Below are 24,718 nucleotides of genomic sequence, written 5' to 3' on the forward strand. Positions count from 1 at the left end.
TATTTTATCATCTTTTTCCGCAAAAGGGCTTGTTTTCAGGATTTTTTGTGCGAATTATTTTTTTCCTTTCAGAACTGGAATTTGGTACTGGCGGAATGTCAAGGTCTGAGAAAGCCATATCGACTTACATCCCTTTCTGTGCTATGATTATATTCACATGATGATAGAACAGAAAGGGATTTTTCTATGGAAAAAACACCTGAAAATAAAACGGCAGCACAGGCGGGACGGCCGTCAAAGCATATAAACGTGGGCCTTCTGGCCCACGTGGACGCGGGAAAGACCACTCTTGCAGAGGGTATTTTGTACAGCTGTGGAGCCATGAGAACCCTGGGGAGGGTGGATCATGGGGACACGGTTTTGGACAACTTTGCGCTGGAGCGTTCCAGAGGAATTACCATATTTTCCAAGCAGGCCAGGGCCAGATGGAGGGAAATGAAGCTTACCTTGCTGGATACGCCGGGACATGTGGATTTTTCGGCGGAGATGGAGCGCACCCTTCAGGTGATGGATTATGCGGTTTTGGTGATCAGCGGAGCGGACGGTGTACAGGGGCATGTGGAGACTCTTTGGAGGCTTTTAAAGAGGTATGAACTTCCCGTTTTTTTGTTTGTGAATAAAATGGATCAGCCGGGAACGGAAAAGGAGGGTCTTTTGGGGCAGCTGCAGCAGAAGCTTCATGAGAATTGTGTGGAATTCGGGGGCACACAGACAGAGCCGGAATTTTGGGAAACGCTATCCCTATGTTCGGAGCCTTTGCTGGAGCAGTACCTGGAGCGGGGGAGCATTTCCGAAGAAAGCATTTCTGAGGCGGTCCGAGCAAGACAGATTTTTCCTTGCTACTTTGGGTCGGCCTTGCGCCTGGAGGGGGTGGAGGCGCTTTTGGAGGGACTTTACAGGTATACAAAGGCGCCTGTCTATGGTGAGGAATTTGGAGCCAGAGTATACAAGATTGCAAGGGATTCTTCGGGGGTAAGACTGACCTACCTGAAGGTAACCGGAGGCGTTTTGCGGGTGAAAATGCCGGTAAGCAACCGCTCCAGCGCAGGAGAGGGAGAGGTCTGGGAGGAAAAGGCTGATCAGCTGCGCCTGTATACCGGAGGGCAGTATCAGACGGTGCAGGAGGCAGAGGCAGGAGAAATCTGTGCGGTGACAGGGCTTACCAAGACCTTTGCGGGACAGGGACTGGGCGCTGAGCGTAAAAACGAAATCTCTGTGCTGGAGCCGGTTATGACCTATCAGATTTTTCTGCCCCAGGGTACGGATATCGTGAAGGCCCTTTTGTGGCTCCGCCAGCTGGAGGAAGAGGAGCCACAGCTTCATATTGTCTGGAAGGAAGCGCTTTCGGAGATTCATGTACAGGTTATGGGGGAGGTGCAGATGGAAATTCTCCGGCACCTGATAAAGGAGCGCTTTGGATTGGAAACGGAATTTGGTCCGGGAAGCATTGTGTATAAGGAGACCATTCTGGAGCCTGTGATAGGCATCGGCCATTTTGAGCCGCTGCGTCATTATGCAGAGGTGCATCTTTTGCTGGAGCCGGGAGAGCGGGGAAGCGGGCTGCAGTTTCTTACCGCCTGCAGCGAGGATATGCTGGATGGAAGCTGGCAGAGGCAGATACTAAGCTGTCTGGAGGAAAAGACCCACATCGGTGTGCTGACAGGCTCGGAAATTACGGATATGCGGATTACGCTGCTGGCTGGAAGAGCCCATCAAAAGCATACGGAGGGAGGGGACTTTAGGCAGGCTGCCTGTCGGGCGTTGAGGAACGGGCTGCGCAAGGCACGCTGCCTGCTGCTGGAGCCTTATTTTTCCTTCACCCTGGAGGTGCCTCTTTCGTCCCTGGGCCGTGCCATGTCGGATATCCAGCGGATGAACGGCTCCTTTGAGCACCCTCTGACAGAGGGAGAAACAGGGATTCTCACGGGCAGCGCTCCTGTGGCCTCCCTGCAGGATTATCAAAGAGAGGTAAGCGCATATACGGGAGGGAGGGGAAGGCTTTCCTGTACCTTGAAGGGCTATGAGCCTTGTCACAATCCCCAGGAGGTGATTAAAGAGAGGGGCTATGACTGCGAGGGGGATCTGGAAAATCCTACCGGCTCCGTATTCTGCGCCCATGGTGCAGGCTTTGTGGTAAGCTGGGACAAGGTGGAGGAGTATGCCCATGTGGACAGCGGCTTTCGACTGGAAGGTGACAAGAACCATACAATGTACCAGGACGGTGCAGTGCACGAAAACAGTGCATCGCACGAGAACAGTGCTTTGGGGGCCGTGCCCCTGGAAAGCAGAAAAAGGGAAGAAGGCCGTGAAAAGGGCTGGATTTCCCAGGAGGAAATCGAAGAGATATTCCGCCAGACCTATGGTGCAAAATCAGAGGATATCAACCGTTATCGCAGATATCACAGAACGGGGAGCAGGGGAGGCGCTTCCACGGAAGGAGAGAGAATCGGCGGGGAATATGACTCCCGAAAGAGCGCATCTCACAGTGGGGGCATGGGGCGAAGGAATCTGTCAAAAGAGCAGTATCTTTTGGTGGACGGCTACAACATCATATTTGCCTGGGAGGAGCTTCGTTCTCTTGCAGCCGTGAATATAGACAGCGCCAGAGACAGGCTGATGGATATTATGAGCAATTATCAGGGATATCTGGGGAATACGCTGATTCTGGTATTTGATGCCTATAAGGTGAAGGGAAATCCGGGAAAGATACAGAAATATCATAATATTTATGTGGTTTATACTAAGGAGGCGGAGACTGCCGACCAGTATATTGAAAAGACGGTACATGAGATAGGAAAAAAGCATCAGGTTACGGTGGCCACCTCCGATGCGCTGGAGCAGATGATCATCTGGGGGGACGGAGCCATCCGGCTGTCCGCCCAGGGACTTTTGGAGGCGGTGGAGCAGGCGGCCAGACAGCTTCGGGAACAATATATCAAAGAGGATTAGGAAAAGGGATTTCCTCCGTCTTTAAAGTACTTTATCATCTCCTGGGCAATGCTGAGACTGGAAGGAAATTCCGGGATTTCTTCCCGGGAAAACCATCTGGCCTCGGACAGCTCGGATTTTTGAAGGGTGATGGTATCCGGCCCCTCAAGCTTCGAGAAAAAGCCGATCATTGCAGAATCGCTGAAGGACCAGGGCTGGGACTTGTAATAAACGATTTCTCCCACCAAAAGGCCGGTCTCCTCCCTGACCTCTCTGCGCACAGCCCCCTTGAAGGTTTCGCCCACCTCCACGAAGCCTGCCACCAGCGCCCAATTTTGATAAGACCCACCTGCATATTTTGTGAGAAGCAGTTTATCCTGATGGATAACGGCAGTGATGACGGCGGGGGAAATTTTAGGATATTCGATCATGCCGCACTGGGGACAAATGCAGGCTCTTTCCGTAGCGCTTGGCACGGTGGGTGCGCTGCAGCGGCCGCAGAATTTTCTGTCTAATCGAAAACGGTTGATCTGGCAGGCGGTGATGCCGGCGAAGGCCAAGTATTCCGGCTGAAAGGTGCGGAAAATGGAAGGGGGATAGAGCTGTCCCTCCAGGGGGAGATACAGGCTTCCCTCTGCGGCGTTTAAGCGGTAAAAGGCAGTGCTGTCGATGGAGAAGAGATATTCTGCATCCAGCATCAGCCGCTCCAGGGGGTATTTCAGCTTTAACAGCTGTCTTGCTTTTTGGAAGGTGGGTAAAAACAGCCTTCCGTCCTGGTCCTTGGGAAGGTAAATCTGGTTTTCATCAAAAATCAGAAGGAAATCCTCTGCCTTTGGCTCCTGGCAGCGAAATTCGGGATAATAGATGTGGGGCTCAATTTTATGTATCACGGGGCGGCCTCCTTTTATGCTTCAACTTCTGCTTTCACTATACGGGAAGGCGGCTTTTGTGTCAATTGCAAGGAGAAGCTTTTTGTGCTACAATAGGAAAAAAATTGAAATGGCGGTATGCAGATAGGAGTAACCATGCTACATGTATTGTTATCGGGAAACTATGATTCCCTTCTGGCCTTTTGCGGAATTATATTTGCTTTTGCGGCCACAGTGTTCGCAACGGCCAGGCTGAGCGCTTTTCTGCCAAAGGATGCGGGGCGGGAGTTTGCCCACGACGGGAAGCTTTCTGCGGGCAAGCCCCGGGGAGCGGGCATTATTTTTGTGCTGGCCTTTACGGCGGCGGGGCTTTTGTTTGCTCCCGTGCGGGCGGAAAATGTGATTTACCTGATATTGATCGTGATCTGTATGCTGACGGGATTTTTTGACGACGCCTCCAAAACGCCCTGGGGGGAATACAAAAAGGGATTTCTCGATCTGTGCGTTGCGGCCATGGTGGCCCTGACCTTCCTAAGGTATAATTCCAATGTAGTGGAGCTTGCCCTGTTCGATATCCGGTTTACTCTGCATCCCATCGTGTTTGCACTGCTTACGGTGGTGCTGGTGTGGACCTCGGTGAATGTGACAAACTGCTCCGACGGGGTGGACGGGCTTTCCGGAACCCTTACGCTGATTACGCTGATGACCATATATATCATTGACAGAATCAAGGACGCAGGCCAGGATTTTCCCTTTCTGATCCTGCTGTTTTCGGTGTGCATTTTAGGGTATCTTTGGTACAATGCCACGCCCAGCAGGCTTTTGATGGGAGATGCGGGCTCCAGGGCCATGGGACTGTTTATCAGCATTGCCATCCTAAAGACGGGCTGTCCCTTTTTGTATATTCCAGTGGCTCTTGTACTGCTTCTGGATGGAGGTCTGGGACTTGGAAAGGTCTTTTTGCTGCGCTTTTTCAAAATCCATATATTAAAAAATGTCAGGACACCGCTGCACGACCATGTGCGGAAGGTCTGGGACTGGTCTAACACCCAGACTGTTTACCGGTTTGCCATCATTCAGATCATTGTATCCGTGGCGGTGGTATACGGAATACAGGTATAGAGAGGAAGATTGCTATGTATGACGAGCTGACGCCCAGCGATATCAAAAAAATGAAGGAAGAGATAGAGTACCGGAAGCTTGTGGTGCGGCCAAAGGCTCTTGAGGATGTGAAGGAGGCCAGAGCCCATGGGGATCTGAGCGAAAATTTCGAGTATCATGCCGCAAAAAAGGTAAAGAATCAGAATGAAAGCCGCATTCGCTATCTGGAGAGGATGATACGCACCGCCCGGGTGATCTCCGAGGATTCCGCTGAGGACGAGGTGGGAATCAATAATACGGTGACTGTAAAATTCATTGATGACGCAAGTGTGGAAACCTACAAAATCGTAACCACCGTGAGGGGAAATTCCCTGGAAAATCTCATCAGCAACGAATCGCCCTTGGGCAAGGCGCTGCTTGGGAAAAAAGAAGGGGATGTGGTTCATGTACAGGTTGGCGCTGCTTCTGGATATGACGTGGAGGTGCTTAAGATCGTGAACACTGCAGACGATGGCACGGACAGAATAAGAAGCTTTTAAAAGACGATTTACAGGAGAAGATTTATGAAAAAATATTTGCTATTTGACCTGGACGGAACCCTGACCGACCCCAAGGAGGGGATTACGGCCAGTGTACAGTATGCCCTGAAGGCCATGGGAATCGAAGAGCCGGATTTGGAGAAGCTTACGCCCTTTATAGGGCCGCCCTTAAAGGACAGCTTTATGGAGTTTTACCACATGGATGAGGAGCAGGCAGAGCAGGCGGTGCTTAAGTACCGGGAGCGCTTTGAGACCAAGGGGCTTTATGAAAATAAGCTTTATGACGGGATTCCCCAGATGCTGCGCCTCCTAAAGGAAAAGGGGATGCATCTGGCAGTAGCCTCCAGCAAGCCCACTGTATTTGTGGAGCGGATATTGAAGCATTTTCACATCGACCAATATTTTGAGGCAGTGGTCGGAAGCGAGCTGGACGGAAGGCGGGTAAACAAGGATGAGGTGGTTCAGGAGACGCTGAATCGCCTGTTTGGAGAGCATCCGGTGGAGCCGGATCAGGTATACATGATCGGAGACCGCAAATTTGACATAGAGGGCGCAAGGGCTCTTGGCATAGAAAGCGTTGGAGTTGCTTACGGCTACGGCGGCATGGAGGAATTAAAAGCCGCAAAGGCGGATTATATTGTGCGCAGCGTGGAGGAGCTTAAAAAGTTTCTGCTGCGGGGCACGGAGGAAAAGACAGATGAAAAATCCAAGCGTTCTGTGATGCTGCAGCGGATGTGGCTGATGCTGTATTCCTTCCTGATGTTTATTCTGGTGCGGAATGTGGTGCAGTACGCCTTAAGCCTTCTTTTTAAGTACGTGGGAGAAAGCTTTACAGGGCCTGTAGCCGATTTCTTTGTGGTAAAAAATGCGGACGGCGCCCTTGAGAGCTTTACGGGCAATGCAGCCACCATAATAGCGGCCTTAAGCTATGTGGGAAGCGGTCTTGCCATTATGGGAAACGCAAAGCTGCTTTTGACTAAGACCGCAGAGGATATGCGGCTGGCCCATTTAAAGCCGGAACCTAAGAAAAACTATGTACTGCTTGGGGCGGCAGCCGTGGGAGCGGTGATTGGGTTTAACCTGCTTTTTGACGTTACAGGCTTTATCAGCAAATCTGACGCGTATCAGGCGGTGGCTGCGCAGCAGTATTCGGGAGACCTTTGGATACATCTGATCTGCTACGGCATCATTACGCCCATAGCGGAGGAGCTTTTGTTTCGGGGCATTATTTACGGGTATATGCGCCGCTTTATGAATGTGAGGACTGCTCTTGTGATCTCCTCGGCGCTGTTTGGACTTTACCATATGAATCCCATACAAGGGGTTTATGGATTTCTGATAGGCTGCCTGATGGCTTACGCTTATGAGTATTTCGGCAGCTTTTATATGCCTGTGTCCGTCCATATCATATCTAATGTGATCAGCTCTCTGCTATCTTATACGGCTATCGCCCTGACCGGATTTGTGAGCTGGCCGGTGTGCATTCTGTTTTTGATTGTGGCGGCGGGAAGCCTGTATCAGCTGGCAAAGCAAAAGAAGGTGTTTTAGTGAGGCGGATATGAAATTTTCTATTATAGTAGTGTGTCTGAATCCAGGGGAAAAGCTCAATCAGACGCTGGACAGTATTTTAGACCAGACCTTTGCGGATTATGAGATCATTGTAAAGGACGGAAAAAGCGGGGACGGTTCGATAGAGAGGATGCGCCGGGATAGGCGTATCCGCTTTTTTTCAGAAGAGGACAGGGGAATCTATGACGCCATGAATCAGGCGGTTTCCCATGTACAGGGAGATTTTGTCCTCTTTTTAAACTGCGGAGACAAATTTTACCATAATAAAGTTTTAGAGCAGACAGCCGCTGTGATTGAGAGAGAGGAACATCCGGAAAATCTGGTGCTTTACGGCGACACCTACAGCGAAAAGTCCGGAGTGATGATCTCCTCGCCGCCCAAGATTACAGGACTTGTGTGCTATCGAAACATTCCCTGCCATCAGTCCTGCTTTTATGCCGCCAGACTGTGCAGAGAAAAGCCCTATGAGGAAAGCTATCGCATCCGGGCGGATTACGATCATTTTTTGTGGTGTCGTTACAAAGCGGGAGCCAAAATGGTGTATCTGAACATGCCCGTATCTGCCTATGAGGGGGGAGGCTACTCAGAGAGCAGGGAAAACCAAAAGAGGGATAAGGAAGAACACAGACAGATCACGAAAAAATACATGAGCGGGGCGGAGCTTTTCTCCTGCCGCCTTTTTATGCTGTGCACTCTTGCTCCCTTAAGAAGGCTGCTGGCGGAAAATCAGTGGTCGTCCGGGATATACCACTGGTTTAAGGAGCAGCTTTACAGGCGAAAGCTTCCATAAAAAAATCAGGAAAATCCACCCCTAAAGTGTGTCTGAGAGAAGGAAATGAAGCAAAAATTCAATATACAGACAGATATTTTACCATTTAAAAAGTAAAAGACAGATTATCTGACAATTTAAGAAAAAAACCTGTTTACAGAAGAGAAAAAAAGGTGTATAGTACTTTTTAGAAAAGTCGCAAAGGAGCGAGTAAAGGACTCCTTGCGGCTTTTTTTATGTGAAAAACAAGAACCGGAAAGGAGCATTACAATGTTTGATGTGAAAAGCAAGCTTCCCAAGGCACCTCTTTACCGAGGAGAATTTGAGCATGACAACTGCGGTATCGGCGCATGTGTGAATATCAACGGCAAAAAGAGCCGGGCCACGGTGGAGAACGCGTTAAAAATCGTGGAAAATTTAGAGCACAGAGCCGGTAAGGATGCGGAAGGAAAGACGGGAGACGGCGTTGGCATTCTGACCCAGATACCCCACAAATTTTTTGTGAAGGTGACCAAAGCGCTGGGAATTGACCTGGGCCGGGAACGGGAATACGGCGTTGGCATGTTTTTCTTCCCCCAGGAGGAGCTTCGCCGCAATCAGGCAAAGAAGATGTTTGAGATTATTGTACAAAAGGAAGGCATGGAGTTTCTGGGCTGGCGTGAAGTGCCCACCTTTCCCAATGTACTTGGACATAAAGCGGTGGAGTGTATGCCCTACATTATGCAGGGCTTTGTAAAGAAGCCCGCAGATGCAGCGAAGGGACTTGCCTTTGACCGCAGACTGTATATCGCAAGGCGGGTATTCGAGCAGTCCACGGATGACACTTATGTGGTATCCCTTTCCAGCAGGACCATTGTGTATAAGGGTATGTTTTTGGTGGGACAGCTTCGCACCTTTTTTGCAGACCTGCAGAGTGAAGACTTTGAATCTGCCATTGCCATGGTGCATTCCCGGTTTTCCACCAACACAAATCCCAGCTGGGAGAGGGCTCATCCCAACCGGCTGATGGTGCATAATGGCGAAATCAATACCATTCGGGGCAACGCGGACAAGATGCTGGCCAGAGAAGAAAACATGGAGTCCGAGCACTTAAAGGGCCAGCTTCACAAGGTGCTGCCCGCAATCAGCAAGACGGGTTCAGACTCAGCCATGCTTGATAATACGCTGGAGTTTCTGGTGATGAGCGGTATGGATCTGCCTCTGGCCGTGATGATAACCATTCCCGAGCCCTGGGCAAACAACAAGGCCATGTCTCAGACCAGGAGAGACTTTTATCAGTATTATGCCACCATGATGGAGCCATGGGACGGCCCTGCCTCCATATTGTTTTCCGACGGAGATATCATGGGAGCTGTGTTGGACCGAAACGGCTTGCGTCCCTCCCGATATCTGATTACGGATGACGATACTCTGATCCTGTCCTCTGAGGTGGGAGTTTTGGACTTGGACCCCGCACGGATCAAGCTGAAGGAAAGGCTGCGTCCCGGCAGGATGCTCTTGGTGGACACCATTCAGGGAAGGGTTATCGACGACAAGGAGCTGAAGGAAAAATATGCTGGCCGCCAGCCTTACGGAGAATGGCTGGACAACAATCTGGTGGAGCTTAAGGACCTGCACATTCCCAACCAGAGAGTGCCGGAGTATACTTCCGAAGAGCGTCAGAGAATGCAGAAGGCCTTCGGCTACACCTATGATGAGCTAAAGACCAGTATCCTTCCCATGGCAAAGAACGGCGGGGAGGCTACTGCCGCCATGGGTGTGGATACGCCGCTGCCGGTCTTGAGCACAACCTATCATCCGCTGTTTCATTACTTTAAGCAGCTGTTTGCACAGGTGACCAATCCGCCCATCGACGCCATACGGGAGGAGATCGTGACCTCCACCACAGTCTACATCGGCACAGAGGGAAACCTTTTGGAGGAGTCGCCCAAAAACTGTAATGTTTTGAAGGTGAACAACCCTATTTTGACGAACATAGATTTATTAAAGATCAAAAATATGAAGGCGGAGGGCTTCCAGGTGGAGGTGGTGCCCATTACCTATTATAAAAATACCAGCCTGGAGCGGGCTATTGACAGACTGTTTGTGGAGGTGGACAGAGCCTACAGAGACGGCGTCAACGTGCTGATCCTCTCGGACAGGGGGGTGGATGAAAACCATGTTGCCATGCCCTCCCTTTTAGCGGTTTCCGCATTGAACCAATATCTGGTACGCACGAAGAAAAGAACCAGAGTGGCTTTGATTCTGGAATCCGGGGAGCCCAGGGAGGTGCACCACTTTGCCACTCTTTTGGGCTATGGCGCCTGCGCCATCAACCCTTATCTGGCTCAGGAAAGCATAAAGGAGCTGATCGACAATCATATGCTGGATAAGGACTACTATGCGGCGGTGAACGATTATAACAACGCAGTGCTGCACGGCATTGTAAAGATCGCCTCCAAAATGGGCATCAGCACCATACAGTCCTACCAGGGCTCTCAGATTTTTGAAGCTATCGGCATTGCGCCGGAGGTAATCAGCAGATATTTCAGCAATACGGTATGCCGGGTGGGCGGCATTACCCTGAAGGACATTGAAAAGCAGGTGGATGAGCTCCACTCCATGGCCTTTGATCCCCTGGGACTTTCCACCGATTTGACCCTTGACAGCCCGGGACATCACAAAATGCGCAGCGGCGCAGATAAGCATCTGTATAATCCGGCTACCATCCATATGCTTCAGGAGTCCACAAAGCGCGGCGACTATAAGATGTTCAAGCAGTATACGGCCATGATCAACGATGAAAGCTCTGTGATGAACCTGCGGGGGCTTATGGATTTTAACTATCCGAAAAAGGGCGTTCCCATTGAGGAAGTAGAGCCGGTGGAATCCATTGTCACCCGGTTTAAGACAGGGGCTATGTCCTATGGCTCCATATCCAAGGAAGCCCATGAAACCATGGCTATCGCCATGAACAGACTCCACGGCAAAAGCAATTCCGGAGAGGGCGGAGAGGAGCTGGAGAGACTCACACAGGGGCCGGATGGGGAAAACCGCTGCTCGGCCATCAAGCAGGTGGCAAGCGGACGCTTTGGCGTCACCAGCCGCTATCTGGTCAGCGCAAAGGAGATTCAGATCAAGATGGCCCAGGGGGCAAAGCCCGGAGAGGGCGGACACCTGCCCGGAGGCAAGGTATATCCCTGGATTGCAAAGACAAGACATTCCACGCCCGGCGTGTCCCTGATCTCGCCGCCGCCTCATCATGATATTTATTCCATTGAGGATTTGGCCCAGCTGATCTATGACCTGAAAAACGCAAACACCCAGGCAAGGATTTCCGTGAAGCTGGTGTCCGAGTCCGGCGTGGGCACTGTGGCGGCCGGAGTGGCCAAGGCGGGCGCGCAGGTGGTGCTGGTTTCCGGCTATGATGGAGGCACCGGCGCCGCTCCTAAAAGCTCCATTCACAATGCGGGACTGCCCTGGGAGCTGGGGCTTGCGGAGACACATCAGACCCTGATCATGAATGGTCTGCGAAACAAGGTGCGCATTGAGACGGACGGCAAGCTGATGAGCGGACGGGATGTGGCCATCGCAGCGATTCTTGGAGCGGAGGAGTTTGGCTTTGCCACAGCTCCCCTGGTGACCATGGGCTGCGTGATGATGCGAGTGTGCAACCTGGATACCTGTCCGGTAGGCGTGGCTACCCAGAATCCAAAGCTTCGCAAGAATTTCAAGGGAAAACCTGAATATGTGGAGAATTTTATGCGCTTTATCGCTCAGGAGCTGCGGGAGTATATGGCGGCGCTGGGTGTGCGGACCGTGGATGAACTGGTGGGCAGGACCGATCTTTTGAAGGTGAAGGAAAACCTGACAGAGAGCCAGAAAAAGATAGATTTGAGCATGATACTTTCCAATCCCTATGAAAATACAAAGCAGAAGGTTACCTTTGATCCCAAGCAGGTATTTGACTTTGAGCTGGAAAAAACCCTGGATGAAAGAGTGCTGTTAAAGCAGCTGGGGAAGGCCATAGAGACAAAGACCAAGAGAAGCATAGAGGTGGATGTGTCCAATACGGACAGGGCCTTCGGCACCATTCTCGGCAGTGAAATCACAAGAAAGCTGGGGGATGATGTGGAGGAGGATACCTACCGGGTGCTGTGCAGAGGGGCGGGCGGACAGTCCTTCGGCGCGTTTATTCCAAAGGGCCTGACCCTTGAGCTTGTGGGCGAAAGCAACGACTATTTCGGCAAGGGCCTTTCCGGCGGAAAGCTTATCGTGTATCCGCCCAAGGCAAGCCGGTTTAAGGCGGAGGAAAACATCATAATCGGCAATGTGGCTCTCTACGGAGCCACAAACGGCAAGGCGTTCATCAACGGTGTGGCGAGAGAGCGGTTCTGCGTGCGTAATTCCGGAGCCATTGCCGTAGTGGAAGGCGTGGGCGACCATGGCTGCGAATATATGACTGGCGGCCGGGTGGTGGTGCTTGGCGGCACGGGCAAGAACTTTGCAGCCGGCATGAGCGGCGGCATCGCCTATGTGCTGGACGAGGGCAACGATCTCTATAAGCGTCTCAACAAGGAGATGGTGTCCTCCGAGGAGATTACCTCCAAATACGATGTGCTGGAGTTAAAGACCATGATTCAGGAGCATGTGGCTTTGACCAATTCCGCAAAGGGCAAGGAGGTTTTGGATAATTTCGGGGAATATCTGCCGAAATTCAAAAAGATCATTCCTCACGACTATGCCCGTGTGCTAAAGACCATTGTCCAGATGGAGGAAAAGGGCTTAAGCGCGGAGCAGGCGCAGATAGAAGCATTTTATGCCAATACCAGAAAGTAAAATAGGAGGTTAGAAGAATGGGTAAACCAACCGGTTTTATGGAATATAAAAGGGAAGTCAGCCTGTCTGAGGACCCGAAAAAGAGAATCAGGCATTTCAACGAATTCCACCAGCATCTGCCCCGGGAAAAGCAGCAGCTCCAGGGGGCCCGCTGCATGGAGTGCGGCGTTCCTTTCTGCCAGGCGGGGATGATGATCTGCGGCATGGCCAGCGGCTGCCCGCTGCACAATCTGGTGCCGGAGTGGAATGATCTTGTATATACGGGAAACTGGCGTCAGGCCTACTACCGCCTGAAAAAGACAAATAATTTTCCTGAGTTTACTTCCCGGGTGTGTCCCGCTTTATGCGAGGCCGCCTGTACCTGCGGCTTGAATGGGGACCCTGTCTCTACCAAGGAAAATGAGTATGCGATCATTGAAAATGCTTACGAGGAAGGCCTTGCAGGAGCCAATCCCCCCAAGGTGCGCACGGGCAAGAAGGTGGCCGTTATCGGAAGCGGCCCTTCCGGCCTTGCGGCTGCGGATCAGCTCAACAGGCGGGGACATCTGGTGACCGTGTTTGAGCGTTCCGACCGCATCGGCGGGCTTTTGATGTATGGGATTCCCAATATGAAGCTGGAAAAGCACATTGTGGAGAGAAAGCGTAAGATCATGGAGGAGGAAGGCGTGGTCTTCCGCACCGGCGTGGATGTGGGAAAGGATATTAAGGCCCAGAGCCTGCTTCAGGAGTTTGACCGGGTGATCTTAGCCTGCGGCGCTTCCAATCCCAGGGATATCAATGGGCCGGGAAGGGATGCAAAAGGCATTTATTTTGCGGTGGACTTTTTGAAGGCAAACACCAAAAGTCTTTTGGATTCTAATTTTGAGGATAAGGCCTACGTGGACACCAAGGGAAAGCATGTGGTGATTATCGGCGGAGGAGATACCGGAAATGACTGTGTGGGTACGGCCATAAGGCATGGCGCAAAGTCTGTGACCCAGATCGAGATGATGCCAAAGGCTCCGGATCAGAGGGCTGAAGATAATCCCTGGCCCGAGTGGCCTAAGATATGCAAGACCGATTACGGCCAGGAGGAGGCTATTGCAGTCTATGGTCACGACCCTCGCATTTATGAGGCTACCGTGAAGGAATTTATCAAGGATAAAAACGGCAGCCTGAAGGCGGTAAAGATCGTAAAGCTTTCCTGGGAGAAGGACGCCCAGAGCGGACGGATGAAGATGCAGGAGGTGCCGGGAAGCGAACAGATTCTGGATGCGGATATTGTGCTGATTGCGGCAGGCTTTTTGGGGGCTCAGAAATATGTGGCGGAGGCCTTCGGCGTGGAGCTGAATGAGCGCACCAATGTAAAAACCGCTGCCGGAGCCTATCAGACCAGTGCAGAAAGAGTGTTTGTCACAGGGGATATGCACAGAGGGCAGTCTCTGGTGGTTTGGGCAATCCGTGAGGGAAGGGAGGCGGCCAGAGCCGTGGATGAAAGCCTGATGGGCTATTCCAATCTGGCAGTACAGTAAGGAAAAAAGAGAGCCTGTATCAAGCAGGCCAAAGGAAGGAGCTATGTGCGGCTGAATTGTTCAGCGTGGCAAGGCTCCTTTTTCTTGGGAAAATTCGGAAATATCTTCCCATAGTCCTAAAAAGAGTGTAGAATGATACCAAAAAGACCATGGAAGGATAAGGAAGCAGGCATGGAAAAACAACAAAGGGTTGTAAAAAAGCCCAGGATGGCCAATCTGGAGCTGCTGCGGTGTATCGCCATGATGATGGTGGTGACGCTGCACTATCTGGGAAAGGGCAATCTGCTGGGAGATTTGACGCAGGAGACAATGACCGGCGCAGGAATTGCGGCATGGGTGCTGGAAGGGTTCTGCCTTGTGGCGGTAAATGTATATATGCTGATCAGCGGTTACTTTCTGTGTGAGTCCAGCTTTAAGCCAAGCAGGCTTCTGCGGCTTATGCTGCAGGTGTGGGTTTACTCTGTTGGTATCGGCATGCTGGCGAGGGTGTTTGGAATCGTTCCTTTGGAAGAGGCGGACATCCATTATTTTCTTACCCTTTTGTTCCCCATATCCATGAATCACTATTGGTTTATGACTGTATATGTTTTTCTGTATGCGGCGCTGCCCCTGATTGGGATGGGAGTGCGCAGGATGAGCAAAAATCAGCTTAAGACGGCGCTTTTGGTCTTGCTGTTTTTCTTTTGCCTGTTAAAATCCATTCTTCCCTTTCGGCTGGAGACAGACGGTCAGGGATACGATGTTCTCTGGTATCTCTGCGTATTTTTGACGGCGGCCTATATCCGCAGATTCGGCTTCCCTCTCCTTGGGAAGAAGGCAAGGAGCCTTTGTCTTTATGCCGCAGGCTGTCTTGGCATTCTGGCGGAAATAGCCCTGCTTCGTTTTGGATATCTGAAAACGGGCAGCTTTGGCCTGATCTTAAAGATTTCCACAGAATATAATCATTTGTTCCCCTTTCTTGCATCTGTAGGGCTGTTTTGCCTGTTTTTACAGATCAGGATATCGGGAAAGGCAGCTGGGGCTGTTCTTAGAATTGCTCCCTATACCCTGGGCGTTTATCTGCTCCATGAAAATATAGGCGTCAGATATGCCTGGCAGGCCTGGCTGGGAGCGGAAGCGGCAAATACTCCGGTAAGAGTGGTGGGCTATACCCTTTTGGCGGCGGTGGCAGTATTTTTCTGCGGCGTTTTGGCAGACGCGCTCAGGGAGCTTTTTACCAGAGGATTTTTAGGGCTTCTTTTGAAAACTGCGCCGGGGAAAGCGGCCGGGGGGGCCATACAAAGGCTTGATGGAGTCTTTGCGGCTGGGGAAAAGCAGGCTTAAGAGATTTTGGGCCGGACAGATTTGGAGGTTATCGTGAAGAGAAAAGTGAAAAAGGAAAAGGTGTTTTCCCTTATTTTTATCCTGATTTTGGTGCTTTATCCCTTGCGCCATATTACATGGGGGCTTGACCTTTGGGACACGGGCTATAATTATGCTAATTTCCAGTATATGGGGCTGGAGCATATGGATTCCATGTGGCTTTTTTCCACCTATTTTGCAAACGCTGTGGGAAATCTGCTCACAAAGCTTCCCTTTGCAGGAAGCCTTGCGGGCATGAATTTTTATACGGGTCTGTCTGTGAGCCTGCTGGCTGTGGGAGGATATCTTTTCTGCACAAAAAAGCTGGGCATTGGGAATTTTACAGCCTTTTTGGGAGAGCTGGCCGCTGTGAGCCTCTGCTGGTGCCCGACGGCTCTTTTGTACAATTATCTCACCTATCTTTTGTTTTTTGGCTGTGTGGTTCTTTTATATGAGGGACTGGTAAAGGAAAGGCCCTGGTGTCTGGCTCTTGCGGGAGTTTGTCTGGGGGTCAATGTGTTTGTGCGTTTTTCCAATCTTCCCCAGGCGGCTATGATTCTGGCGGTATGGGCTTATGCCGTGCTGGGTGGCAGAAGTAAGGGGGAAAAAGGAGGAAGGATTTTTGGAAAGGCGTTTCAGGATACCCTTTGGTGTCTTTTGGGATATGCTTTGGCTCTTTTGGCATTTCTTGCCTACATCCACCTCCGGTACGGACTGGACGCTTATGTATCCGGAATTTTGCGGCTGTTTGCCATGACGGACAATGCCACGGATTACAAAGCTTCCTCCATGCTGATGGGGCTTATTGGGGTCTATGTGGAGAACCTCTACTGGGTCATCCGGATCGGCGTCATCGGGGCGGTGGCAATGATTCTCTTTCAGGTGCTTTCAGTGCATCCTTTTTTGCAGAAGGCCGGCAGAGTGGTCTGTATCCTTTTGTCTGCCGCCATGCTGGGCTGGCTGTATTATAGGGGCTTTTGCTCCCTGGAGTTTTACAGCTATGGCTCCATGCTGCGCCCGGGGGTTTTGTTTTTAATGCTGTCCATGCTCATAGCGTTCATACGCATTTTGGATAAAGGGTGTCCGCTTCCCGAGAAGCTGGTAAGCGGCATGATGATTCTTGTGGTGCTTCTTACCTCTATCGGAAGCAACAACGGAGTGTACCCCAGCCTGAACAATCTGTTTGTGGCGACTCCCTTTACCCTCTGGCAGTGCGGGCGTTTCTTAAAGAATCAAAAGCCTTTTCGCATAAAAAAGCTGGCCCTTTCCCGTTTTCCCCTGAAGGGGCTTCTTGCAGCCTTTCTTGCCATGTTTTTGTTTCAAAGCGGTCTGTTTGGCCTCTGCTTTGTATTTGCGGAGGCCACGGGGGTGCAAGATGTGAGCGCCAGGGTGGAAAACAATCAGGTGCTTTCGGGCATAGGAATGAGCCCCCAGAAGGCGGCGTGGCTTGGCTCCATCACGGATTATGTGGAGGAAAACCATCTGCGGGGCAGGGAGGTAATCCTTTACGGGCAGATTCCGGCGTTGTCCTATTATCTGCAGATGCCGGCAGCCTTTAATCCCTGGCCGGATCTGCGTTCCTACAGCGCAGAAGCCATGGAACAGGCGCTTAAGCAGACAAGGAAGGAGGCGCAGGAGAGCGGAGTATTTCCTGTGGTTATTTTGGAAAATCAGTTTGTGCGTTATCTGGAGGGAGGAGAGGAGGCCCTTTTAGAGCTTGGAGTGGATCAAAAGCGGATTGATGAGATCAAAGAGGATGAAAAGTGGAAGCTGCTTTTGGAATTTATGGAAGAAAACGGATATGAACAGACCTTTACCAACGAGAAGTTTGGCATATGGCAGGCTTCTCGCTGGTAGTCAGTATTTGAGGCGCTTAGGCTTTAAGGAACGATTTGAAAATGCTCGATTGCGTTTTTGATTCCCCCCTGATCCACATCAGAAGTCACATAGTCTGCAATTTCTTTTACACAGTCGTGGGCGTTGCCCATTGCCACGCCGATTTGAGCAAATTTTAACATATCCATATCATTCTCCGCATCGCCAAAGGCCATAACTTCATCTTGGCGTATTCCATAGAGGTGACAGAAATATTCAATTCCTTTTGCTTTGCCGCCTTCTGCGGAAATGATGTCTACTCCCACATCGCTCCATCGGGCAAATTTACAGCCCTGAGGCAGATATGCCTCCAATAATGGCTCCTCCTGCCTTTTTAAGAAAGTGGTAGCCTGGTAAATCAGTCCGTTTTCATATGAGGCAATTTCAGGCACTGGCGTGGAAACACTCTCCTGTGCCCTGCATACGGTATCATCGATAAAATTGATATAGATTCTTTCTGCTTCAATCAATGCCAGAGGATGCTTTTTACACTCAAAAAATGCAACCAATTTGTCTGTGATTTCTTTATTAAAAGGCGTCCCAAATACAATATGCCCCATATCATCCAGACATAATTGTCCGTTTAAGGTAATATATCCATCAAATTTTATATTGTTTACCGGCAGCTTTAACAGCTCGGCAGGATGCCTGCCGGTAGACATAAATATTTTTATGCCGTGTTCCTTTAACCGCATCAGGATTTGTTCCGTATCGTGCGGTATCCTTCTTGTTATGTGAGAGAGCAAAGTGCCATCCACATCAAAAAATATTGCCCGTATCATAAATAATCCCGTGTTTCTTTCCGTATTCAGAATGGGAAGCCTATAAAAGCTGCAGTCCGTTTTCTTCGGCGCATCTTGTGATTTCTTCGGGCCAGATGGAGCACTGAACCTCTCCGATATGTGCCTTTCGCAGGAAAAACATACAAATACGGGACTGGCCAATGCCGCCGCCGATGGTGAAGGGAAGCTCTTCGTTGATAACAGCCCTGTGGAAGGGAAGAGACGCCCGTTCAGGACAGCCGGCCTTTTCAAGCTGCCTAAGCAGCGCTGTTTTATCCACTCTTATGCCCATGCTGGAAAGCTCAAGGGCGATATCCAAAACAGGATAGTAGACCACAATATCCGCATTGAGACTCCAGTCGTCATAGTCGGGAGCGCGGCCGTCATGGGGCTTGCCGTTTTCCAGATCATCTCCGATCTGCATAATACATACGGCGCCCTTGGCCTTTGCGATAAAATATTCTCTTTCCTTTGGAGTGTATTCGGGAAACATTTCCTCCAGCTCTCTTGTGGTCACAAAGAAAATATCGTGGGGAAGAATTTCCTCAATATAGTCAAAATGTATGGACATATATTTCTCTGTTTTGCGCAGCACCTTATAAACCGTGCGGACGGTTTCCTTTAAGGTATCCTCGTTGCGATCCTCTCTGGCAATGATTTTTTCCCAATCCCACTGGTCCACGTAAATGGAATGAATATTGTCTGCCTCTTCGTCCCTGCGGATGGCGCTCATGTCTGTATAGAGGCCTTCTCCCACGGAAAAACCATATTTTTTCAGGGCGTAACGCTTCCATTTTGCCAGAGACTGTACAATCTCGGCCTCCCTGCTCCCCTGGTATTTGATATCAAAGGTGACGGGACGCTCCACGCCGTTTAGATTGTCGTTAAGACCTGAGGCCGGATCTACAAAAAGAGGCGCGGACACACGCAGAAGATGCAGCCGCTCCGCCAGCAGAGACTGGAAAAAATCCTTCACGGTTTTGATGGCGGCCTGTGTCTTGTACAGATTCAGCTCCGAGTGGTAGCCGGGCGGTAAAATTAAATTTGACATAAAATTGCTCCTGCTTTCTTAAATGGATATTTGTTCACTCTATTATTTAACTTCTTTTCAGGCTGTTTTGCAATAGTTTTTTATAAATGCTGCGTTGAAATTTTCCTTGCAAAACCAGAACATATGTGCTAATCTATAACCAGAACAAATGTTTGTATTTGGATGGAGGGAAACATGGAATATCCGGAAGAAATCAAGGGTATGCCCCTGATGGAGAAATTAGGGATTTTGGCGGATGCCGCAAAGTATGATGTGGCCTGTACCTCCAGCGGTGTGGACCGGAAGGGAGACGGCGCTGGCCTGGGAAACTGTGTGGCGGGCGGTATCTGCCACAGCTTTGCAAGCGACGGCAGATGTATCTCCCTGTTGAAAATATTGCTTACCAATGAGTGCATTTATGATTGTAAATACTGTAAAAACCGCTGCTCCAATGATGTGCCCCGGGCAACCTTCACCCCTGTGGAAATTTGTACGCTCACCATGGAATTTTACCGGAGAAATTATATTGAAGGTCTCTTTTTGAGCTCCGGAATATGGAAGAGCCCCACCTTTACCATGGAATTGATTTATAGGACCATATGGCTTTTGCGAAACAGGTATCACTTTCGGGGCTATATCCATGTAAAGGCCATCCCGGGGGCGGATGGAGAGCTGATACGGCGGCTTGGCTACCTTGTGGACAGAATGAGCGTCAATCTGGAGCTGCCCACGGCGGAGGGGCTGCGGGCGCTGGCGCCCAACAAGCACCGGAAGAATATCCTGGCCCCCATGCGTATGATACAAAACGGTATTCAGGAAAGCAGAAACGAGCTGGCAGTCTACGGGAATACGCCCCGGTTTGTAAGCGGCGGACAGTCTACGCAGATGATTATCGGCGCAACCCCTGAAAGCGATTATCAGATTTTGAATGTGGCCCAGAGCTTATATGAAAAATTTGCACTAAAGAGAGTGTTTTACTCGGCCTTTGTGCGGGTAAACGACGACGCCTGCCTCCCTGCGCTGCCCGGGGGCCCGCCTCTTTTGCGGGAGCACAGGCTGTATCAGGCAGACTGGCTGCTTCGCTTTTACGGCTTTCGGGCGGAGGAGCTTTTAGACGAGAACCGCCCCTTCTTTAATGTGATGCTTGACCCAAAGGAGGACTGGGCGGTGCGGCATCTGGAACAGTTTCCTGTAGAGATCAACAAAGCGCCCTATGAGAAGCTGCTTCGGGTGCCTGGAATCGGCGTAAAGAGCGCGCAGCGCATTGTGGCGGCCAGAAGAAAGGCAAATCTCAATTTTGGGGATTTAAAGAAAATAGGCGTTGTGTTAAAAAGGGCCGTCTATTTCATCACCTGCTGCGGCAGGATGATGTATCCGGTAAAGCTGGACGAGGATTACATTGTGCGGAATCTGACAGATGCGCAGGAACGTATCCGGTTTGGCAGCGACGGGATGAGCTACAGGCAGATGTCGCTTTTTGACGACGGAGCCTTTGGACGGCCCCCAAAGCCAGAAGAGCAGCTTCAGGCAGCACTGGGACAGCTGTAGCATAGGGCGGGGGGCCGAAAGAATGAAAGGCCGAAAGAATGAAAGGCCGAAAGAACGAAAGACCGAAAGAACAAAAGACCAGAAGAATGAAAGACTGGAGGTGCAGGCTTGAGGGTATATCAATGTGAGGATTCTCTGGAGGGGATTTTTACCGCGATTTTTACTGCATATGAAGAAAAACAAAATCCCCGGGATACCAGAATCAGTCTCAGTGAGGAGCTGTTTCTATTTGCCGAGCATGTATCTGTGATTCCCCACAGGGAAAAGACGTTTAAGGTGATGAACACGCTGAAAAAACAGTTTGGGGAGGAGGATTACCTGATGCTTTGCCTTGCCCTTTCTTCCTCTCATGAAAAAAAGGCGCAGGCGGTTTATCAGACGGTTGCGGCGGGACTGAAAGCCAGGTGCGCCAGAGGGCATTTGTTTGACAATCTGGCGGATGACTGGGTGAATCTTGCGTTTTGCCTTGCAAGAGGCGCCAACAACGAAAATCAGCATTTGCGGGGCTTTCTGCGTTTCCAGGAGCTGGAAAACGGCGTCCTTTTCGCAAGGATAGGACCCAAAAACAATCTGCTTACTTTTTTGATGCCCCATTTTGCCGACAGAATGCCCTTGGAAAATTTTATGATTTACGATGAGGCCAGGGGCCTATTTGGGATACATCCGGCGAAAAAGCAATGGTATCTGGTGAGAGAAGATGCGGAAATACTGGGATTTAACGGCACAGAGGACTGGGGACTGTCGAAAAAAGAACGGGAATACCAGGAACTTTTCCGCACCTTCTGCCATAAAATAGCTGTTGAGGGGCGGGAAAACAGAAAGCTGCAGCAAAATATGCTGCCTCTTAGATTCCAAGAATATATGGTGGAATTTCAATAAATTATGCTAAAATATGGATTTCCTTTGTAGCGTGGTAAAGCGGTGTGTGTGCAAAATTTACAAAAGGGCCGTGGATTTTGTTTTTTTTAAAAGGCAAAACGGAGATATCTGTGAAAAGTGTGTGATTTGGTAAAAAAGCGGGGGAAGAAAAATATCTTTACATTTGGCTTTTTTTGGGTATAATTGTTTCAATGGTAGTAGTTGTAAGGATTGGAAAGGAAGGATAATTATGACAAGGACAATTCGCTTAACACCAGATGAAGTCCAGCACTTTGTTGATGTAACTACCAAATGTGATTTTGATATCGATATCTTTTACAATCGGTATACAGTAGATGCTAAGTCATTTCTTGGAGTATACGGTCTGGACTTTACAAAACCGCTGACGGTATCCTATGACGGCTATAATGAAGCGCTTGAAAAAATGTTGAAAGAATATGCGATTGCCTGCTGATAGGCTGGCAGCGGTAAAAGTAAAATTGACTCCCCGTGTGAGATAGGGTACTATCTACATGGGGAGTCTTATTTTTGGATTGGATGTGGAGATCGCTATGGAGAGAGGAAAGCAGTGTGAGAAGGAAATACGGATATCTGTCAGAGGTCTGGTGGAATTTCTTTTGCGCTGCGGGGATATTGACAACAGACGCACGGCAGCTCCCGACAATGCCATGCAGGAGGGAAGCCGTATTCACCGCATGATTCAGCGGAGGATGGGGGCGGATTACCAAGCGGAGGTTTCCTTGCGCCATTCCTGGGAGACAGAGCAGTATACGCTGGTAGTGGAAGGAAGGGCGGATGGAATCATCGACAATGACAAGGAGACAGTCATCGATGAAATCAAGGGAACCTATCGGGATGTGGCAAGAATGAAGGGCCCTGTGCCCGTCCATGCAGCCCAGGCAAAGTGCTATGGTTATCTGTATGCCCTGCAGAAGAAAAAGAAAAAGCTCAGGGTGAGGATGACCTACTGTAACCTTGAAACAGAAGATATCCGCTACTTTTATGAGGGTTATACCTTTGAGGAGCTGGAGAGCTGGTTCCTGGGGCTTTTGGAGGATTACAGAAGGTGGGCGGATTATGCCTGGCAGTGGAAGGAGACACGCCAGGCATCCATCGCCGGACTGGAATTTCCTTTCTCCTATAGAGAGGGGCAAAGGGATCTGGTTTCCCATGTGTACAGAACCATATATCATAAAAAAAAGCTGTTTCTGGAAGCACCCACAGGAACAGGCAAAACGATCGCGGCCCTATTTCCTTCCATAAAGGCTGTGGGACAGCAGATGGCGGACCGAATCTTTTACCTGACGGCGAAAACCATTACCAGAACCGTGGCGGAGGATACCTTGAACCTGCTGCGTCAAAAGGGGCTTAGATGGAAAAGCGTAATACTCACTGCAAAGGAAAAAATATGTTTTTTGGAGGAAATGGAGTGCAATCCGGAGAAGTGCCCTTATGCAAAAGGACATTACGACCGTATTAACGATGCCATATATGATCTTTTGGTGAATGAGGAGAGCTTTACCAGAGAAAAAATCGAGGAATATGCAAAGAGGCATCAGGTCTGCCCTTTTGAAATGTGCCTGGATATGAGCCTGTTTTCGGACTGTGTGATATGTGATTACAATTATCTGTTTGATCCCCATGTTTATTTGAAACGCTTTTTCGGGGATGGGGTTCACGGAGAATATATTTTCCTGATTGACGAGGCCCACAATCTTCTGGAAAGAGGCAGAGAGATGTACAGCGCGGTTCTTGTAAAGGAAGATTTTCTGGAAATCAGGCGGGAAGTAAAACAGACAGCTATGTCGGAAAGAGAGAAAAAGCATAGAGAAAATCAAGTACAGGGACAGCTGACACTGGATATGACAAATATGTCGGTTATGGAACGGGAGAGGGAGGAAAAAGCCTTTGGGGAAGAGGATACGGATTTCTCCAAAGGGGGGAGGGGAGCAGTAAGCGTTCTCACAAGACAGGGGTATGGAGAAAAGCTGGAGTATCACCTGGACCGGTGCAACAAGGAGCTTTTGGCTTTGAAACGGGAATGTGAGGACTACAGGCTGATAGACAGCGTGGACTCTTTTGTGCAGGCGCTGACGCGCCTGCATTCTGTGCTGGATGAATACCTGGATGAGCAGGAGGAGGCGGCGCCTCCGGTCCGGGAAAGGCTTCTTGACTTTTTCTTTGAGGTCAGTCATTTTCTGGATATTTATGAGCGCCTTGATGAGCATTATGTAAAGTACACCTTGCTTGCGCAGGATGGCAGGTTTCTGATCAAGCTTTTCTGCGTGAATCCACGGGAGAATCTGAAGGAGTGTATGCTTAGAGGCAGAAGCACCATTCTCTTTTCCGCCACCTTTCTTCCCATACAATATTACAAGGGACTGCTGGGAGGAGACAGTGAGGATTATGAGGTGTATGCGAAAACGGTATTTCATTCTGAAAAGAGGGGGCTGTTTATTGCGGGGGATGTGACCAGCAGATATACCAGAAGATCGGAGGAGGAATTTTTTAACATTGCCAGATATATTGATGAGATCGTAAAAAACCGGCATGGAAATTATATGGTGTTCTGCCCCTCCTATTCCTTTTTACAGGAGGTGTATGAAAAATATCAGGAGCATTTTGCGGATGAGACCAGGGAGTGTATTTTGCAGAGTGATTACCGCAGAGAAGAGGAACGGGAAGCGTTTTTGGCCAGATTTACGGAAAGTGGGGACAGCGGCCAGGAGGAGAAGATTTTAATTGGCTTTTGTGTGCTTGGGGGCATTTTCGGTGAGGGGATTGATTTAAAGAGGGATAGCCTTATCGGGGCTGTCATAGTGGGAACTGGTCTGCCTCAGGTATGCAGCGAGAGGGAAATCTTGAAAAACTATTTTGACCAAATGGGTGAAAACGGCTTTGATTATTCTTATCGTTTTCCGGGAATGAATAAGGTGCTGCAGGCGGCGGGCCGTGTGATACGCACTGCGGAGGATGTGGGCATTGTGGCGCTTTTGGACGAACGCTTTCTCCAGCCCGGCTATAACAGGCTTTTTCCCAGAGAATGGGAGTATTTCCAGGAGGTCAGTCTGCATACCGTAGCCGGAAGGGTGGAGCGCTTCTGGGATTCCTGGCTTTGATGGCTGAACTGACATCAAAAAAGTATGGAAATGACATTGG

At 50.0% G+C, this 24,718-nt stretch carries 16 protein-coding genes; 13 read left to right on the plus strand and 3 right to left on the minus strand.

Annotation, left to right across the window (positions count from 1 at the left end):
• Positions 1 to 186 precede the first annotated feature (186 nt).
• Positions 187 to 2,949, plus strand: coding sequence for a translation factor GTPase family protein (locus tag SHK35_RS08270; RefSeq protein WP_318709418.1), 2,763 nt, complete (start codon positions 187 to 189; stop codon positions 2,947 to 2,949).
• On the opposite strand, the gene nudC is transcribed toward SHK35_RS08270, so the two are convergent.
• Complete coding sequence (gene nudC / locus SHK35_RS08275; protein ID WP_318709419.1) at positions 2,946 to 3,818, minus strand: NAD(+) diphosphatase; 873 nt, start codon at positions 3,816 to 3,818, stop codon at positions 2,946 to 2,948. The two genes, SHK35_RS08270 and nudC, sit on opposite strands and share 4 nt — an antisense overlap.
• 135 nt (positions 3,819 to 3,953) lie before the next feature.
• On the opposite strand from nudC, the gene SHK35_RS08280 reads away from it, so the two are divergent.
• The 8 genes from SHK35_RS08280 (at position 3,954) to SHK35_RS08320 (ending at position 17,302) form a co-directional block, all read left to right on the plus strand.
• A complete protein-coding gene (locus SHK35_RS08280; protein WP_318709420.1) occupies positions 3,954 to 4,919 on the plus strand; it encodes a phospho-N-acetylmuramoyl-pentapeptide-transferase in 966 nt (321 codons plus the stop codon).
• A 14-nt stretch (positions 4,920 to 4,933) separates the two neighbouring features.
• The gene (greA, locus tag SHK35_RS08285) at positions 4,934 to 5,437 is read left to right on the plus strand and encodes a transcription elongation factor GreA (protein ID WP_318704774.1); all 504 of its coding nucleotides are present in this window, start codon (positions 4,934 to 4,936) and stop codon (positions 5,435 to 5,437) included.
• A 24-nt stretch (positions 5,438 to 5,461) separates the two neighbouring features.
• The gene (locus tag SHK35_RS14135; protein ID WP_330638219.1) at positions 5,462 to 6,985 is read left to right on the plus strand and encodes an HAD hydrolase-like protein; all 1,524 of its coding nucleotides are present in this window, start codon (positions 5,462 to 5,464) and stop codon (positions 6,983 to 6,985) included.
• A 10-nt stretch (positions 6,986 to 6,995) separates the two neighbouring features.
• Positions 6,996 to 7,796 carry a glycosyltransferase gene (locus SHK35_RS08300; RefSeq protein ID WP_318709421.1) on the plus strand — a complete coding sequence of 267 codons (801 nt, stop codon included), beginning with the start codon at positions 6,996 to 6,998 and terminating at the stop codon, positions 7,794 to 7,796.
• Positions 7,797 to 8,045: 249 nt separating this feature from the next.
• On the plus strand, positions 8,046 to 12,593 hold the full coding sequence (gltB, locus tag SHK35_RS08305) for a glutamate synthase large subunit (RefSeq protein WP_318709422.1): 4,548 nt from the start codon (positions 8,046 to 8,048) through the stop codon (positions 12,591 to 12,593).
• A gap of 17 nt (positions 12,594 to 12,610) precedes the next feature.
• Positions 12,611 to 14,104: a glutamate synthase subunit beta gene (locus tag SHK35_RS08310; RefSeq protein ID WP_318704777.1), complete on the plus strand. Its 1,494-nt coding sequence runs from the start codon at positions 12,611 to 12,613 to the stop codon at positions 14,102 to 14,104.
• 171 nt (positions 14,105 to 14,275) lie between these two features.
• Positions 14,276 to 15,427 carry an acyltransferase gene (locus tag SHK35_RS08315; RefSeq protein WP_318709423.1) on the plus strand — a complete coding sequence of 384 codons (1,152 nt, stop codon included), beginning with the start codon at positions 14,276 to 14,278 and terminating at the stop codon, positions 15,425 to 15,427.
• A 33-nt stretch (positions 15,428 to 15,460) separates the two neighbouring features.
• Positions 15,461 to 17,302, plus strand: a complete 1,842-nt coding sequence (locus SHK35_RS08320) for a hypothetical protein (RefSeq protein WP_318709424.1) — start codon at positions 15,461 to 15,463, stop codon at positions 17,300 to 17,302.
• Between the two features lie 23 nt (positions 17,303 to 17,325).
• Here the strand turns inward: SHK35_RS08320 and SHK35_RS08325 are convergent, their stop codons facing one another.
• Both SHK35_RS08325 and asnA read right to left on the minus strand, forming a co-directional pair.
• A complete protein-coding gene (locus SHK35_RS08325; protein WP_318704780.1) occupies positions 17,326 to 18,102 on the minus strand; it encodes a Cof-type HAD-IIB family hydrolase in 777 nt (258 codons plus the stop codon).
• A gap of 40 nt (positions 18,103 to 18,142) precedes the next feature.
• Positions 18,143 to 19,153: an aspartate--ammonia ligase gene (gene asnA / locus SHK35_RS08330; RefSeq protein WP_318709425.1), complete on the minus strand. Its 1,011-nt coding sequence runs from the start codon at positions 19,151 to 19,153 to the stop codon at positions 18,143 to 18,145.
• Positions 19,154 to 19,327: 174 nt separating this feature from the next.
• Here asnA and SHK35_RS08335 point away from each other — a divergent pair, with 174 nt between their 5' ends.
• The 4 genes from SHK35_RS08335 to SHK35_RS08350 all read left to right on the plus strand — a co-directional run bounded on the left by SHK35_RS08335 (position 19,328) and on the right by SHK35_RS08350 (position 24,678).
• The gene (locus SHK35_RS08335) at positions 19,328 to 20,680 is read left to right on the plus strand and encodes a putative DNA modification/repair radical SAM protein (RefSeq protein WP_318709426.1); all 1,353 of its coding nucleotides are present in this window, start codon (positions 19,328 to 19,330) and stop codon (positions 20,678 to 20,680) included.
• 108 nt (positions 20,681 to 20,788) lie between these two features.
• The gene (locus tag SHK35_RS08340; protein WP_318709427.1) at positions 20,789 to 21,559 is read left to right on the plus strand and encodes a TIGR03915 family putative DNA repair protein; all 771 of its coding nucleotides are present in this window, start codon (positions 20,789 to 20,791) and stop codon (positions 21,557 to 21,559) included.
• Between the two features lie 229 nt (positions 21,560 to 21,788).
• The gene (locus SHK35_RS08345; RefSeq protein WP_318704784.1) at positions 21,789 to 22,013 is read left to right on the plus strand and encodes an HPr family phosphocarrier protein; all 225 of its coding nucleotides are present in this window, start codon (positions 21,789 to 21,791) and stop codon (positions 22,011 to 22,013) included.
• A 58-nt stretch (positions 22,014 to 22,071) separates the two neighbouring features.
• Positions 22,072 to 24,678 (plus strand): ATP-dependent DNA helicase, encoded by a 2,607-nt coding sequence (locus SHK35_RS08350; protein ID WP_318709428.1) that lies wholly within the window; start codon positions 22,072 to 22,074, stop codon positions 24,676 to 24,678.
• Positions 24,679 to 24,718: the final 40 nt, after the last annotated feature.

It is taken from the genome of Candidatus Acetatifactor stercoripullorum, from assembly GCF_944382095.1.
GTDB classification, from domain to species: Bacteria; Bacillota; Clostridia; order Lachnospirales; family Lachnospiraceae; genus Acetatifactor; species Acetatifactor stercoripullorum.

Excerpts from the sequence above, each read along its gene's own strand:
- SHK35_RS08335 (WP_318709426.1), top strand. The coding sequence starts at position 19,328 with ATGGAATATCCGGAAGAAATCAAGGGTATGCCCCTGATGGAGAAATTA.
- SHK35_RS08310 (WP_318704777.1), top strand. The coding sequence starts at position 12,611 with ATGGGTAAACCAACCGGTTTTATGGAATATAAAAGGGAAGTCAGCCTG.
- asnA (WP_318709425.1), bottom strand. The coding sequence starts at position 19,153 with ATGTCAAATTTAATTTTACCGCCCGGCTACCACTCGGAGCTGAATCTG.
- greA (WP_318704774.1), top strand. The coding sequence starts at position 4,934 with ATGTATGACGAGCTGACGCCCAGCGATATCAAAAAAATGAAGGAAGAG.
- SHK35_RS08350 (WP_318709428.1), top strand. The coding sequence starts at position 22,072 with ATGGGGAGTCTTATTTTTGGATTGGATGTGGAGATCGCTATGGAGAGA.
- SHK35_RS08315 (WP_318709423.1), top strand. The coding sequence starts at position 14,276 with ATGGAAAAACAACAAAGGGTTGTAAAAAAGCCCAGGATGGCCAATCTG.
- gltB (WP_318709422.1), top strand. The coding sequence starts at position 8,046 with ATGTTTGATGTGAAAAGCAAGCTTCCCAAGGCACCTCTTTACCGAGGA.
- SHK35_RS08270 (WP_318709418.1), top strand. The coding sequence starts at position 187 with ATGGAAAAAACACCTGAAAATAAAACGGCAGCACAGGCGGGACGGCCG.
- SHK35_RS08345 (WP_318704784.1), top strand. The coding sequence starts at position 21,789 with ATGACAAGGACAATTCGCTTAACACCAGATGAAGTCCAGCACTTTGTT.
- SHK35_RS14135 (WP_330638219.1), top strand. The coding sequence starts at position 5,462 with ATGAAAAAATATTTGCTATTTGACCTGGACGGAACCCTGACCGACCCC.
- SHK35_RS08325 (WP_318704780.1), bottom strand. The coding sequence starts at position 18,102 with ATGATACGGGCAATATTTTTTGATGTGGATGGCACTTTGCTCTCTCAC.
- SHK35_RS08280 (WP_318709420.1), top strand. The coding sequence starts at position 3,954 with ATGCTACATGTATTGTTATCGGGAAACTATGATTCCCTTCTGGCCTTT.
- SHK35_RS08300 (WP_318709421.1), top strand. The coding sequence starts at position 6,996 with ATGAAATTTTCTATTATAGTAGTGTGTCTGAATCCAGGGGAAAAGCTC.